13 protein-coding genes are annotated in these 13,640 nt (G+C 56.5%); 11 read left to right on the top strand and 2 right to left on the bottom strand.

Annotation, left to right across the window (positions count from 1 at the left end):
- Positions 1–89 precede the first annotated feature (89 nt).
- Positions 90–626, bottom strand: coding sequence for a hypothetical protein (locus tag PHD76_10200; GenBank protein ID MDD5262205.1), 537 nt, complete (start codon positions 624–626; stop codon positions 90–92).
- 170 nt (positions 627–796) lie between these two features.
- Complete coding sequence (locus PHD76_10195) at positions 797–1,198, bottom strand: hypothetical protein (GenBank protein MDD5262204.1); 402 nt, start codon at positions 1,196–1,198, stop codon at positions 797–799.
- 1,354 nt (positions 1,199–2,552) lie between these two features.
- Between PHD76_10195 and PHD76_10190 the strand changes: the two genes are divergently transcribed.
- Genes PHD76_10190 through PHD76_10140 form a run of 11 tightly spaced genes read left to right on the top strand, consistent with a single transcriptional unit; the run spans position 2,553 to position 13,638 of the window.
- Positions 2,553–2,993 carry a division/cell wall cluster transcriptional repressor MraZ gene (locus PHD76_10190; protein ID MDD5262203.1) on the top strand — a complete coding sequence of 147 codons (441 nt, stop codon included), beginning with the start codon at positions 2,553–2,555 and terminating at the stop codon, positions 2,991–2,993.
- The gene (locus PHD76_10185) at positions 2,990–3,187 is read left to right on the top strand and encodes a hypothetical protein (protein ID MDD5262202.1); all 198 of its coding nucleotides are present in this window, start codon (positions 2,990–2,992) and stop codon (positions 3,185–3,187) included. The genes PHD76_10190 and PHD76_10185 overlap by 4 nt, the downstream gene beginning before the upstream one ends.
- A 14-nt stretch (positions 3,188–3,201) precedes the next feature.
- On the top strand, positions 3,202–4,116 hold the full coding sequence (rsmH, locus tag PHD76_10180; GenBank protein MDD5262201.1) for a 16S rRNA (cytosine(1402)-N(4))-methyltransferase RsmH: 915 nt from the start codon (positions 3,202–3,204) through the stop codon (positions 4,114–4,116).
- Positions 4,113–4,484: a hypothetical protein gene (locus tag PHD76_10175; protein ID MDD5262200.1), complete on the top strand. Its 372-nt coding sequence runs from the start codon at positions 4,113–4,115 to the stop codon at positions 4,482–4,484. Before rsmH ends, PHD76_10175 begins: the two co-directional genes overlap by 4 nt.
- On the top strand, positions 4,474–6,240 hold the full coding sequence (locus PHD76_10170; GenBank protein MDD5262199.1) for a penicillin-binding transpeptidase domain-containing protein: 1,767 nt from the start codon (positions 4,474–4,476) through the stop codon (positions 6,238–6,240). Before PHD76_10175 ends, PHD76_10170 begins: the two co-directional genes overlap by 11 nt.
- Positions 6,237–7,700, top strand: coding sequence for a UDP-N-acetylmuramoyl-L-alanyl-D-glutamate--2,6-diaminopimelate ligase (locus PHD76_10165; GenBank protein MDD5262198.1), 1,464 nt, complete (start codon positions 6,237–6,239; stop codon positions 7,698–7,700). The genes PHD76_10170 and PHD76_10165 overlap by 4 nt, the downstream gene beginning before the upstream one ends.
- Positions 7,697–9,100, top strand: a complete 1,404-nt coding sequence (locus PHD76_10160) for a UDP-N-acetylmuramoyl-tripeptide--D-alanyl-D-alanine ligase (protein MDD5262197.1) — start codon at positions 7,697–7,699, stop codon at positions 9,098–9,100. Before PHD76_10165 ends, PHD76_10160 begins: the two co-directional genes overlap by 4 nt.
- On the top strand, positions 9,085–10,182 hold the full coding sequence (gene mraY / locus PHD76_10155) for a phospho-N-acetylmuramoyl-pentapeptide-transferase (protein MDD5262196.1): 1,098 nt from the start codon (positions 9,085–9,087) through the stop codon (positions 10,180–10,182). Before PHD76_10160 ends, mraY begins: the two co-directional genes overlap by 16 nt.
- 18 nt (positions 10,183–10,200) lie before the next feature.
- Positions 10,201–11,511: a UDP-N-acetylmuramoyl-L-alanine--D-glutamate ligase gene (gene murD, locus PHD76_10150; GenBank protein ID MDD5262195.1), complete on the top strand. Its 1,311-nt coding sequence runs from the start codon at positions 10,201–10,203 to the stop codon at positions 11,509–11,511.
- 24 nt (positions 11,512–11,535) lie between these two features.
- A complete protein-coding gene (locus PHD76_10145; protein MDD5262194.1) occupies positions 11,536–12,486 on the top strand; it encodes a LysM peptidoglycan-binding domain-containing protein in 951 nt (316 codons plus the stop codon).
- 3 nt (positions 12,487–12,489) lie between these two features.
- Positions 12,490–13,638, top strand: a complete 1,149-nt coding sequence (locus PHD76_10140) for a putative peptidoglycan glycosyltransferase FtsW (protein MDD5262193.1) — start codon at positions 12,490–12,492, stop codon at positions 13,636–13,638.
- Positions 13,639–13,640 lie beyond the last annotated feature (2 nt).

The raw sequence follows: 13,640 nt of genomic DNA, 5'->3' as shown, positions 1-13,640 counted from the left end.
GCAGGAGTATGCGGCCCGCTGTCAGACTCCGCTTCGGGCTACGCCCTCCGCTGCGTCTGACAGCATGAACAACAACATCAACCAAGGGATCAAACTATATTTTTGATCTGTCCCAAATCGGGGGTCAAAATTCCCGTCAAGGCGACCAATATCGATATCGCTGAACCGGCGAATATTAAACCAAGCATCTTCATGATGCCCGACTCAGAAAAAGAAAAAACTCGGGGTTCAGCCGTTCCTGATACTGCAACTGTCAATTTGCCGGGATTGCCCGCTTGGATATAACCGATGCTGTGCTTGGAACTACTCCCACTGCTGGATGAAATGGATGTGTCACTGACAAACTTCAACTTTTCGCCATTGGCGCTTTTGATGGAGATTTCCAGTCCGTCCGGTATGCCTTCTGACCGGTTGTAGCTCTTCCCCTCAAAGACAGTCTGATAATCGTTCCAGAGGTAATAGCGGCCGGGCTTCTCAATATCCACTTCAGCCGAACCGGGAATCATAAATTGCGTTTCTTTTGAGCCATCCAGGATAAGAGGTAGAATCATGGCGATTGGCACTACGAATGCGCCAATGACAAAAAGCAAAATACCGGCGATTAGCGTTTTGAGTCCCTTTTTCATTTTTTAGTTTTATCCAGATCACCTTCCGCGTGTTCGCAGTTTTCTATATTCGTCTTGGTAAGACCAAGGGACTGTCCGTCCTTTCCGGTGGTTGGGAAACTGGTGCATCCAGCAACTAAAAATAGTGCCAACATGACGATACATAGTTTCATTTCTTCGGATCAATAATGTCAAGCGTTGACCTCATTTGCGTTGTAAAGCCATGCGGTTGACTTGCCGTTGGATTCAATGCGATCGGGCGTGCCAAGAATCCTTGTAACATCGCGTTTTGTGTCTCCGAGGTGAATTCGTTTGGAAAGCTGACGTGTAGTCTCTTCAAATTTCGCTGCCGGATAAAGATAAATGGGATTGAGAGCAACTTGTTCGGCTTGAAAGAAGACTACAATATCGCCCTTGTACGATTTCAACTCCGGCGGCTTGTCTCCAGCTACCGCATTTAGAACTATGGTGCATGCTAAACAAAAAATGCAAAAAAATCGGGTTGATGTCATAAGCGTTATAAATTGCGGCCCATCACCTTGTTCGGCTTTCCTTTTTCTGTTTACGGTTGAGGAGATAAAGGCATAAGCCATTTGCGATACAGACAAAAGCGACTGCGCTTAAATGAAAAACAGATGGGCTCATGAGTCGCCGTATATTTTCAACCATTTCTTTCCTGTCTTCGTATGTTGACTGCCTTATCAGGTCTGGTGTGAGAATTGCATCTACGCCCATGATGGGAAGAAAACTGACAGAAAGGAGGAGATATATAAAAACGAGAACAGCGGTTACGGTGCTTAGCCAAAGAATAGTTTTCATATTTTTGTCGAATGTCCAGAGCTCAGGCGCGTGAGACCGATGACGTCCTCCGCGATAGAGGAATTGGAAGCGCCATCCTGAGTTACATGCAGTGGTTTATTATACATGTGGTCGCTTTGCATGGCGCCTACCTATAATGAAAGCGATAATAGCAGACGGAACAACGCCCGCCAAGGACCATACGCCGACAAATAAAAAGGTCCAACTAGAGTATTCCCCGCGATCCGCACCAAGCCAGACTGGGAACCAATAGAGGCAAACCGAAACAGTTAAAGGAACCAGAGCCACAGCAAGCCAGACGGTCCATTCTCGGAATAAGCAACGCCATAGCGCCGTGATGAGCGCTGAGCAAATAGCGACAAGAGCCGCACCAGAACCAAGCGATAGTGATTCAAGGAAATCTTTCACGTCTAACAGTATTGTTCAGTCCCAGGTTGCAATTGCATGTAAAATGCAGCGTGTTGTATTCCTGCAAAGGCAATTCGATTGAGAACAACCTGCCGTTGGCGCTGCATGCAGGCAGTTTATGGCGCTTCCCATCCCCAAAACAAGATGAAACTGAGTAGGAACTGTAAATGCATTTTTAATGATTAAAGCAACCGAGAGGCATGGTAAAATTTAGAAGCTTGAATTCAGAATTATGAAACACTCCTCATTTTCATCCGTCTTCCTTTGCGCCCGTGGCGTGCTTGGCGCGAGACATTGTGTTAGCTTGCAGGAGTTTGAGATGGAGTAAGAGTAAGAGTAGGACTTTTATCCGTGTCCAGGCTGGTATAGATCCGCGCCTTCAGCGCTCAGCGAATCCGAAGATCGGTGTTAAGTCCCAGTATTTGGACTGAATACTGGCAGTTCGATGAGATATTTCTGCCAACTCATATAGTCTCCACTTCTCGATATTTATTTAAGTCATTCTTAATAAACGAGTTAGTGTTTGAACCGGGGCATTTTTCGTCAAGCTTGGGGTTTTGCCTGCCTTTGGGCGGCGGATGAAGCCTGACCTGACCCCCGATTCGTTGTAAGGCATTTACTGACAAAAGATTCGATAAAAAATTGACGAAAGTGGGAGAATATGGTTTAAAAGGGGGCGTTGTGGATCAATAAGATCCCGATGTGTAGGGAAATGCGGCCATGTCCGATACGTTCAAGCTCGTTTATACCGATACGTTTGAGCACGCCTTCGACGAAAAAGGCCGCATCACCGTGCCCAAAGAATGGCGCGGCGACGGCTTCGAAACCCGCCTGTATGTCATGCCCCCCGAACCCGGCTGCCTGAAGGTCTATCCTGGCAGTTGGCTGGCGGCAAAAATGAAAACCCTGGAGTCGGCCTCCATCGCCGACCCGAACCGCAAAAGCTTCGAGGAACTTGCTTCCCGCATCCAAAGCGTTGAACTGGATCCGCAGCATCGCATCAGCATCAAGGACCGCATCCGCCAGGCCGCCGGGCTGCAAAAAAACGCCGTGTTGGCGGGGCGTTTCGACCATTTTGAGATTTGGAGCCCCGAGAAGTGGAAGAGGGATGCTTCGGGCCCGCTGACAATGGAAAGCGTACTGAAAGGGGCCGGATTATGAACAAAATTGCCGATTATCAAGAGTTGAACAACAAGATCAATGCGCGCCGCCTGCCATTCATGATGCAGCCGGAGGATTTGAGCCGCCGCCTGTTGCGTGAAAAATTCAACCACTGCTGGGACATTCTCCAGCGGTCCCGCAGGGGGGCTGCGGCGCCGCAGCGTCCGCCCGGCCCGGATTCCGGGACGGTGTAAGGGCCGCCCGAAACATGGAGGCGGAACACCAACCGGTTTTGCTGGAAGAAACCATGAAAGCATTGGAACCAACCCCGGGGAAGTACATCCTGGACGCGACCTTTGGCCGCGGCGGGCACGCCCGCGCCATGCTCGAAAGGGGCGCCCGTGTTGTTGCGCTGGACCGCGATCCTGACGCGGAAGCCTGCGCCCGCGGTCTTGAGGCCGAGTTCCAACCGCGCTTTGTTTTCCGGCGGCGTAATTTCTCGGAACTGGCCCAGGTCCATGCCGAGTTCGGGTCGTTTGACGGCATTTTGATGGACCTCGGGGTTTCCTCACCGCAGTTGAATGACGCGGAGCGCGGATTCAGTTTTCAACAGCACGGGCCTCTCGACATGCGGATGGATCCGTCCCAGGAAATGACCGCGGCCGACCTGGTGAACAGCTCCAGTGAAGCGGAACTGGCGGACTTGATTTTCCGGCTGGGCGAGGAACGCGAAGCCCGGCGCATTGCGCGCGCGATCGTGCAGGCCCGTGAAAAGGAGCGTTTTACCCGCACCGCTCCGCTGGCGGCTTTGGTGGAAAAAGTCCTGGGAGGAAGGCGCAACCGCAAAATTCATCCCGCAACCAAGACCTTTCAAGCGTTGCGCATTGCGGTGAATGGCGAACTGGAAGCGTTGGAAGAAGCTTTGCCCGCCGTGCCCGGGGCGCTCAAACCGGGCGGGCGTTTTGCCGCGATCAGTTTCCACGCGCTGGAGGACCGGCGGGTGAAAAGTTTCATTGAACGGCGCAGTCTTCCTGAAATCCGCGGCACGGAGTATGCCTTCGGCCTGCCGAACCCGGATTATACCTTTCGGAAAATCGGGCGCTGGCTGCCGTCGGAAGCAGAAGTTTTAAAAAATCCGCGGGCACGGAGCGCCCGGTTGCGGGTGGCGGAGAAACTTTCATGAACCGGAACCGCCTCAAGCCCGCCAACAGCCTGCAGACGCACAAGTTGTGGAAACTGTTCACGCTTTGCTTTGTCCTGACGCTGTTCGGCCTGGTTTTCGTTTTCCTGCAGGTCAAGATCATCCGGCTGGCGGACGATAACAGAAAGCTGGAGTTAACCCTGGACGAAATCCGGAAAAAGAACGCGGGTTTGTACTTGCAGGTTGACAAGCTGAAGAGCCCCAGGTTTCTCGAGCAAAAGCTGGCGTATCTGAAAATGGGCATGGTGCCGATTTCCAGCCTTGCCCAGGTGGAGGCCCGGATTCCCAGCCAATCCATGCGGCCTCCGGGTTCGCTGCTGGCCAAGCGGGAGGCCTACCGTGAGCGATAAGATGCGCGTACGGGCCATGATGGCCATCGTGCTCTTTGCGCTTGCCTTCACCGTCATTTCCGGACGGTTGGTGTATTTGCAACTGGTCTGCCACGAGAAATACCGCGACGAAGCCATCCGCAAGCAGTATGCGGTGCGTCCCATTGCGCCCGTGCGCGGCCGGATACTGGACTGCCAAAACCGGGTTTTGGCCCAGAGCACCCCGGTGACCGATCTGCGGATTGACGGGAAACTGGCGCTGGAAAATCCCGAAGGCCTGGAGCCGGTGGCTCACATTCTTTCCATGGCGCCCGAGGAACTGCGGGGCTTGGTTGCTCCCGAGAAGCGGGATCTGTTGATCCGCCAGGAATTGGATTCCGCGACGCTGGAACAGCTCAAGGAGTTGAAGTACAAGCCCCTGATTTTTTCCGACCGCATCAAGCGGATTTATCCGAACGGGGCGGAAGCCAGCCATGTGGTGGGTTTTACCAACCAGGTTGAGAAGACTCTGGATGAATACCAAACCTCGATCCAGACCGAGCAGGGCGTGTTCGGGATCGAACAGGTGTTTGACAAATATCTCACCGGAATCCCCGGGGAACGGCGCATAGTTCTCAACGCCTCGCGCAAGGAAATCGCGGCCTATCGCCAATATGACCGCCAACCCCGCAACGGGTTGGATGTGGTGCTCACGCTTGACCAGGTGGTCCAGCATGTGATCGAGGAGGAGGCTGACCGGTTGTGCCGGGAATATTCCCCCAAGACAGTGAGCATCATCGTGATGCGCCCTTCAACGGGTGAAATTCTGGGCATTACCAACCGGCCCACGTTTGATCCGAACGACCGCAAGACCATGGAGCCGATCTCCAACCTGCGCGATTGCGCAATCACGGACATCTACGAGCCGGGCTCGACATTCAAGATCGTCACGAGCGCGGCTGTGCTGAGCGAGGGGATTGTCGGCCTTGATACGCCTATTTTTTGCGAAAACGGGAGCTTTTTTTATGCGGGCCAGGAACTGAAGGACACCTCGCCCCACGGCACCCTGCCATTCCGCGAGGCCTTGAAAGTGTCCAGCAACATTGCGTTTGCCAAACTCGGGCTGGCGCTGGGAGAGGAGCGGCTCTACCGCCAGATCCGGCTGATGGGATTCGGGGATTGCGCGCAAAATCCCAGGCTGGCGTTGCCGGGGGAACAAAAGGGAATCCTGCGCCCTACAAATTATTGGACCAAACTTTCGCTCACCCGCGTGCCGATAGGTTACGAGGTTGGCGTGACCAATTTGCAGATGACCATGGCGATGGCGTCAATCGCCAACGGCGGAAAACTGATGGAACCGGTCCTGGTGAAGTCCGTGATGGACCCAAGCGGGCGTGTTGTGAAGGAATATCTTCCGAGGGTGGTGCGGCAGGTGGTGACTCCCGAGGTGGCGGCACAGGTTCGGCAGGCGCTTGAGGGCGTTGTCGAGGACGGCGGGACGGGTTCCGCGGCCAGGCTGGATAAATTCACCGTTTCCGGAAAAACAGGGACTGCCTGGAAGCTGGTCAACGGCAGTTATTCCGGCGGCGCCTATTACAGTTCGTTTTTGGGATTTGTGCCGTCGGAGAATCCGCAGTTTCTGGTTTCGATCCTGGTCGATGAACCCCAGGGAAAGGTTTATTACGGCGGCAAGGTGGCCGGACCGGCTTTCAAGAATATTGCGACACAAGTGGCCCAGCAATTGAACATGGTCCCGAAAGATCCGGTCACCATGCTGGCGAAAGGTCCAAAACCGTGAAACTGAGCTCGGTCATTTCCAATTTGGAGGTCGAGACCCGCTCCGGGGACGCGGATCCGGAGATCAGCGGCGTGGCTTATGATGTGGCGCAGGTGCGACCGGGCTCGGCTTTTTGCACCTGGAAAGGGTTGAAGTCGGACGGCCACCGTTTTGTGCCGGAGGCGGTACGGCGCGGGGCGTCGGCCTTGATCCTTGAAGAACTGCCCGCGGAAACGGTGGATTGTCCCGTGCTGGTTGTGGATTCGGGCCGCAGGGCCTTGTCGCAGACAGCCGCCAATTTTTACGGGAATCCGGCGGACCGGCTGGAAATGATCGGCGTCACCGGGACCAACGGGAAGACCTCGACGGCCTATTTGTTGCATTACCTGTTTGAGAAGTTGAATATCTCCTGTGGATTGATAGGAACCGTGGAATACCGGGCCGGACGCCGGAAGCTCCACGCTTCGCGCACCACGCCGGAAAGCGCCGACCTTCAGGCGCTGCTTGCAGAAATGCGGGATGCGGGCTGCCGGGCGGTTGTGATGGAGGTTTCCTCCCATGCGCTGGAACTGGAACGCGTGTACGGCATTCCATTCCGGACCGCGGCCTTCACCAACCTCACGCGCGACCACCTCGATTTTCACATCAAAATGGAAAATTATTTCAGCGCGAAGGCAAAACTGTTTTCCGGCCTGGCGCCGGGCTCCCGCGCGGTTGTCAATATTGATGACGCTTATGGCAAAAGAATGGCCGAGTTCATTGCGCCGGGTGTCCATGTGGCGACCTTTGGATTTGACGCGGCGGCCATGTACCGCGCCGACCGCATGGAGTTTCGCGCCGATGGAACGACCTTTGATTTTGAAAGCCCGGAAGGAACCCTCCGCATTCAAACGCGCTGGGTGGGCCGTTTCAATGTTTCCAACATGCTGGCCGCGCTTGCGGTCATGCTGCCCCGCGGCTGCGACCCCGCCCAGATGGCGGCCTGGATGAAAGACGCGCCGCCGGTTCCGGGACGGTTGCAACCCGTCGAGCATGAAGGGCCGTTTTCCGTGCTGGTTGATTACGCGCACACCGATGACGCGGTGCGCAATGTCCTGCAAAGCGTCCGGCTGCTGTGCCGGGGCAAGCTGCATATCCTGATCGGTTGTGGCGGCGACCGCGACCGGAGCAAGCGCCCGTTGATGGCGCGTGCGGCCTGTGAGCTTGCGGACCGGGTTGTTTTCACGTCCGATAATCCGAGAAGCGAAGATCCCGGAGCCATTTTGAGCGAAATGACGGCGGGAGTCCCGGAATTTTCCAATTACAGCGTGGCGCCGAACCGGGCCGAAGCCATTGCGGCCATTTTGAAGGGGGCCGGCGAGGGGGATTTGGTGCTGCTGGCCGGGAAGGGTCATGAAACAACGCAGGAGATTGCGGGCGAGCTTCATCATTTTTCGGATGCGGAAGTGGCCGCGCGGATTTTAAAGGGAGGCGCCGCATGATACCGCTTTCTCTTGGAAAACTTGCGGAAATGGCCGGGGGCAAGCTCATCGGCAACCAGGCGGAAAGGCATGTCGTCCGCGTTTGGACGGACACCCGCACCCTGCAACCGGGCGACCTGTTTGTGGCTCTCAAGGGCGATGCGTTTGACGGCCATGATTTTCTGTCACAGGCCGCCGCTGCGGGGGCCGTTGCCGCGCTGGTACACAGGATTCCGGATGGATTTACCGCCGCGCAAGGCTTCAGCCTGATCCAGGTCGGGGACACCTTGAAGGCTTTTCAGCAACTGGCACATCGCTACCGTAAATCACTCCCTGTCAAAGTGGTTGCGATTACCGGCAGCAATGGCAAGACCAGCACCAAGGAATTCGCGGCGGCGGTGCTTTCGATCCGTTTCAAGACGCACCAGACACGGGGCAATTTGAACAATCACATCGGGGTGCCGATGACCTTGTTGGAGCTGGATGATTCCCATGAATGGGCCGTGGTGGAAATGGGAATGAATCATCCGGGCGAACTGGAACCCCTGGTGCGCATGGCCGCGCCTGACATCGGGATCATCACCACCGTGGGCTGGGCCCATATTGAAGCCTTTGCCGACCGGAAGGAAATTGCCGCCGAAAAATCGCAGGTGATCCGGCATTTGCCGCCAAAAGGGCTGGCAATCCTGAATGGGGATAATGAGCTGGCCCGGGCGCTCTCCATGGAAAGCAGTGGGCGGGTGGTTCTTGCGGGATCGGGACTGGACTGCGCGTACCGCATCCAGGCGAAGGAGTTTATGGCCGACAGCACGCGGTTTGTATTTTTCGCTCCGGACGGAAATGTGGAAATCCGGCTGCCGGTTCCCGGCTGGCACATGGTACAGAACGCCGCACTGGCCGGCGCCCTTGGAATCGAATTGGGGCTGACACTCGGGGAAGTGGCCCGTGGATTGGGGTCGGTCCAGGGAATGAAGAACCGCCTTTCGGTCCGCCGTTTCCGGAAGGGCTGGATGATGGATGACAGCTATAACGCAAGTCCTGACTCCATGCTGGCGGCATTTCAAACATTGTGCCGCCTGCCGGGAAACGGACGCCGGGTTGCGCTTTTGGGTTCAATGGGGGAATTGGGGGCGTCGGCCGCGGAATTGCACCGCTGGACGGGCCGGATGGCGGCGAAAGAAGGAGTGGGATTGCTGTTTTCCAGCGGGCCGATGGCTGGAGAGCTGGCTGAAGGCGCCCGGGCGGGAGGCTTGCCCGCAGGCAATGCGAAAGCCTTTGAGGATTTGGATTCACTGACACATTACTATTGGAATCATTCCATGGAAGACGACCAGATCCTGGTCAAGGGTTCCCGGAGCGAAAAAATGGAGCGCGTGGTGTTGGAACTGGAAAAGAAGGGGGGCGCATGTTGTATTTCCTGAGTCATTTGAAGGACTGGTTCGGGCCGTTCCGAATCTTTGAATACGTCTCGTTCCGGGCCATGGCCGCGGCGTTGACAACGTTTCTGGCCACGCTTTGGATCGGGCCCGCAGTCATCCGCATGCTGACGCGGCTCAAGCTGGGCCAGCCGATCCGCGGCAAGGAGGAGGTCCACAAACTGGCCGAGCTGCACGGAAGCAAGAAAGGGACGCCGACCATGGGAGGGCTGATGATCCTGATCACCTGGACGATTGCCTCGCTTCTATGGGTCAAACTGAACAATCATTTCCTCTGGATCGTCTTAATACCCACTTTATTGTTAGGCGTACTTGGATTCATGGACGATTACCTGAAAATCAAGCGCAAGACATCGGGCGGGATCAAAAGCCGGCACAAGCTCTTGTGGCAGGTACTGGTGGCGACAGCCGTGAGTGTGTTTCTGATTTATTATCCGGAGACACGCGAGGCTTCCCGCAACCTGCAACTGCCCTTCATCAAAGTCACGGTTGTGGACATGGGATGGGCGGCGGTTGTCTTTTTCGGATTTGTCATTGTCGGATCGTCCAACGCGGTCAATTTGACGGATGGACTGGACGGGCTCGCGTCGGGTTGCGCGATCTCGGCGGCGTCGGTGTTCGGTATTTTTGCCTATTTAAGCGACCACAAGGATTTTACGCCGTACCTGCTTTTGCCCCGCGCGCCCGGCGTCTCGGAGCTGGCGGTTGTCTGCGCCGCCATGGCCGGTTCCTGCCTCGGATTTCTCTGGTACAACTGCCATCCCGCGAAAGTTTTCATGGGCGACACCGGATCGCTGGCCATTGGCGGAGCGCTCGCAATTGTGGCGATCTGCGTCAACCAGGAGTTTTTGCTCGCGATTGTCGGCGGCGTTTTTGTCATGGAAGCGCTTTCCGTGATTCTGCAGGTGGGGTCTTTCAAGCTGACAGGGAAGCGGATTTTTGCCATGTCGCCGCTTCACCATCATTTTGAGCTAAAGGGATGGAATGAATCCACCGTGGTGGTGCGCTTTTGGATTTTGGGCCTGGTGTTTGCCCTGTTGGGGCTCGCGACATTGAAGTTGAGATGAAGGGCTGTGAAGGCGGATTTGAAGAACAAAAAGGTAGTGGTTTTGGGTCTGGGTGAAAGCGGCCGTGCGGCCGCCGAACTCTTGATATCGAAAGGAGCCAATGTGATTATACGCGACGATTATTTGAACGAACGGATTGACCAACTGGTGCGGAAATTTGCAACCAGCGGAGTGCGGGTGGAAACGCAGAAGACGGGCTTTACGCCCTGCCGTTTTGACCTCGGGGTGCTTTCACCCGGCATTGATCCGAGTATGCCGCTGGTCAAACAATTGAAGGGGGGGAATACGCCCGTCATCGGCGAGGTGGAACTGGCGTACCGCTTTTGCGAGGCTCCCGTGGCCGCCATTACCGGCACCAACGGAAAGAGCACGACCACCGAACTGGTGGCGGCGGTATTGACAGCCGGCGGGCACCGGACCGAGGCTTGCGGAAACATCGGGAAGCCGTTTTCCGATGTGGTGCGCAGCGGCGAATTTTACAACGTGATCACGCTGGAGGTCAGTTCTTTCCAGTTGGAGGCCATTGTTGATTTCCGGCCCCAGGTGGCGGTCTATCTGAATCTGACACCGGACCATCTGGACCGCTACAAATCAGTCGAGGAATACCGGCAGGCCAAGGTCCGCATCTTCATGAACCAGACGGCGGACGATTTTGCGGTGGTGAATCCGGACTGCGATCTGCCTGAGCTGAAGGCAAAACGGATCACGATCAATGCGTATCACGCAGATGCCGATTACACATTTTCCGGCGGCTGGCTTTGCGCGGGGAAGGAAAAGATCCTCGAGCAATCCGCCACGCGCCTGGGCGGAATGCACAATGCGGAAAACCAGCTTGCGGCGCTGGCCGTGGGCGATATTTACGGCGTGCCGCGCGAGGCCGCAGTGGACGCTTTGCGCGCCTATCAACCGCTTCCTCACCGCTGCGAACTGGTGCGTGAATTTGAAGGGGTGCTGTATTTGAACGACTCCAAGGCCACCAATATCGACGCGCTGGAAAAGGCGCTCCTGGGCCAGACCCGGCCGGTTGTGCTGATTGCGGGGGGAAAGGACAAGGGCTTTGACTTTGGTGCCATCAAGAAGCTGGTGTCGGAAAAAGTGAAGGAAGCTGTTTTGATCGGGGAAACCCAAAGCAAACTGGTGCAGGCCTGGGGCCAGCATGTGCGGTGCCATCGCGCGGGCAGCCTCGAGGAAGCCGTACAAGCCGGCCGGCGCTTGTCCCGTCCGGGCGATACGGTGCTCCTTTCACCGGGCTGCTCCAGTTACGACATGTTCAAGGATTTCGAACACAGAGGCCAACTATTCAGGGAACTGGTCAACCAGCTCGCTTGAAACAACCGGAAGGAAAACACAAATATGAACGAAGGAATGAACAACAACCCAAGCAGTCCAAAAACCGCGGCCAGCCCGATGCTGTCCAAGGTATTCTTGTGGGTGCTGGCGGCGCACATCGTTGTGATCGTGTGCTTCTGCGCCTACCATTTGTTAAGAGGAAATAGCGAAAAGAAAACCAGCCCGGAAACCGCCGTGACGGAGAATGCGCAGGACGCGGCGTCAACCGCGCCATCCGCGCCTGCGGCCCCGGCCGAGCAGCCAACCGTTGAAACGGACCAGCCCGCAAACCAGCAGGCCGCTGCCGCCCCGGTGCATTCACCGCAGGAAACGGGGGCCAACGGCATGAGCATGCCCTCCACCAGCGATCCGATCTGGAATAACGCGGCGCAGGAGCCGCCTGCCGTGCCTCCGGGCAAGGCCCAGAAACATGTGCAGGCTGCCAATACAGTGGAACAAACGGCGCGCACAGAAGCCCCGGCGCCGGCAACGGAAGGAAGCGGAAGTTATACGGTGCAAAAAGGCGACTCGCTCAGCAAGATCGCCAAAAAACATGGCGTGACCGTGGCATCCTTGAAAACCGGCAACAACCTGTCTTCCGACCATTTGAAGATCGGCCAGGTGCTGAATATCCCGGGCGCGAGCGCCTCGTCTGCGTCCGCGCCAACCGAGGCAGCGGCGAAAGGGACGACCGAGCATGTGGCGCGCGCCGCCGTGGCCAACAGCACCGTCGGGTACAAGAGCTACAAGGTGGCGAAGGGCGACACCCTGTGGAAAATTGCGAAGAACTTCAAGGCAAAGCCCGCGGAAATCGCCAAGCTGAACGGGATCAGCGATCCTTCCAAGCTCAAGGTTGGAATGCGGATCAAGGTTCCCGCGGCGGCGGGGCGTGAAACCGCCAGCCCTGTGGAGCAGCCTGCGCGGACGGTGATCCAGAACACGGATGTCGCAATGATTCCGGCAAAAAAAGATTGAGCCATGTCGAGGAATAGCGCTTACATTTTGTTTGGGTCGGTCCTGGCCCTGATTTCGATTGGGCTGGTCATATTGACCAGTGTAAGCGTTTTTGCGCCTCACAACCATGGCAACCCGAATTATTTTGTCATCCGCCAGGCGGCCTTTCTGGGTGTTGGAATCCTGGCCTGCGGAGTGATGGCCCGGTGGGATTATCATCACTGGGTGCGGTTTGCCTGGGCCGGTTTGATTGCGGCGTTGTTGCTCATGGGGGCCTGCTTCCTTCCGGGGATCGGGGCCGGTAAAATCAACGGCGCCTACCGCTGGCTGCAGCTTGGATTTACCCAAATCCGGCTTCAGCCGGTGGAATTGGCGAAGCTGGCCCTGGTTGCCTCGATCGCCTGGTGGTTCGGCGTCAAAGAAGGCGATCCGCAGAAGTTTGTAAAGGGAATGCTGGCGCCGCTGGGAATCATGTGCGCCGTGGTTCTCATGTGCGTTTTACAGCAGGACCTGGGTACCAGCGCATTGCTCATCGTGATTGTGTTCCTGATGTTGTTTGTTGCCGGCGCCCGCATGCAGTATATAGCGCCTCTGCCGGTGGTGGGCTTTTTGGTCATACTTTTTATTGCCCTTACGATTCCGCAACGTGTCCAGCGGCTGACGGCATTTTTGGACCCGGAAGCGCATAAAAATGACAGCGGCGGACAGGTATGGAATGCGCTGGTGGCGTTCGGCTCCGGCGGCATGAGCGGGCTCGGGCTGGGCGAGGGGGTGCAAAAGATGCGCTACCTTCCGGAGGCGCACACGGATTTCATTTTTCCGAACATCGGCGAGGAGCTCGGTTTGATTGTGACCTTGAGCGTGGTGTTGTGTTTCCTTTTGTTGGCGCTTTCGGGTGGGTGTATTTCCTGCCATGCGCCCGATTCGTCCGGGGTGCTTCTGGGCGTGGGCGCGACGGCGCTCATCTGCCTGCAGGCGGCCATGAACATGGCGGTGGTGACGTCCCTCATGCCTCCGAAGGGAATCGGACTGCCGTTCATCAGTTATGGCGGTTCCAATTTGGTGCTTTGCCTGGCGCTTGTGGGAATCCTGTTCAACATCCACAGCCAGGCGATTTTTGAAAAAAAGAAAAGCCGGGGTTGTTTGCCTCCGGTTGTGACGGCGAGGATGTAAGC

It is taken from the genome of Candidatus Methylacidiphilales bacterium (assembly GCA_028713655.1).
In the GTDB taxonomy this organism is placed as follows: Bacteria; Verrucomicrobiota; Verrucomicrobiia; order Methylacidiphilales; family JAAUTS01; genus JAQTNW01.
The sequence above is the reverse complement of the archived record's forward strand: the minus strand, read 5'-3'. Positions and strand labels throughout refer to the sequence as shown.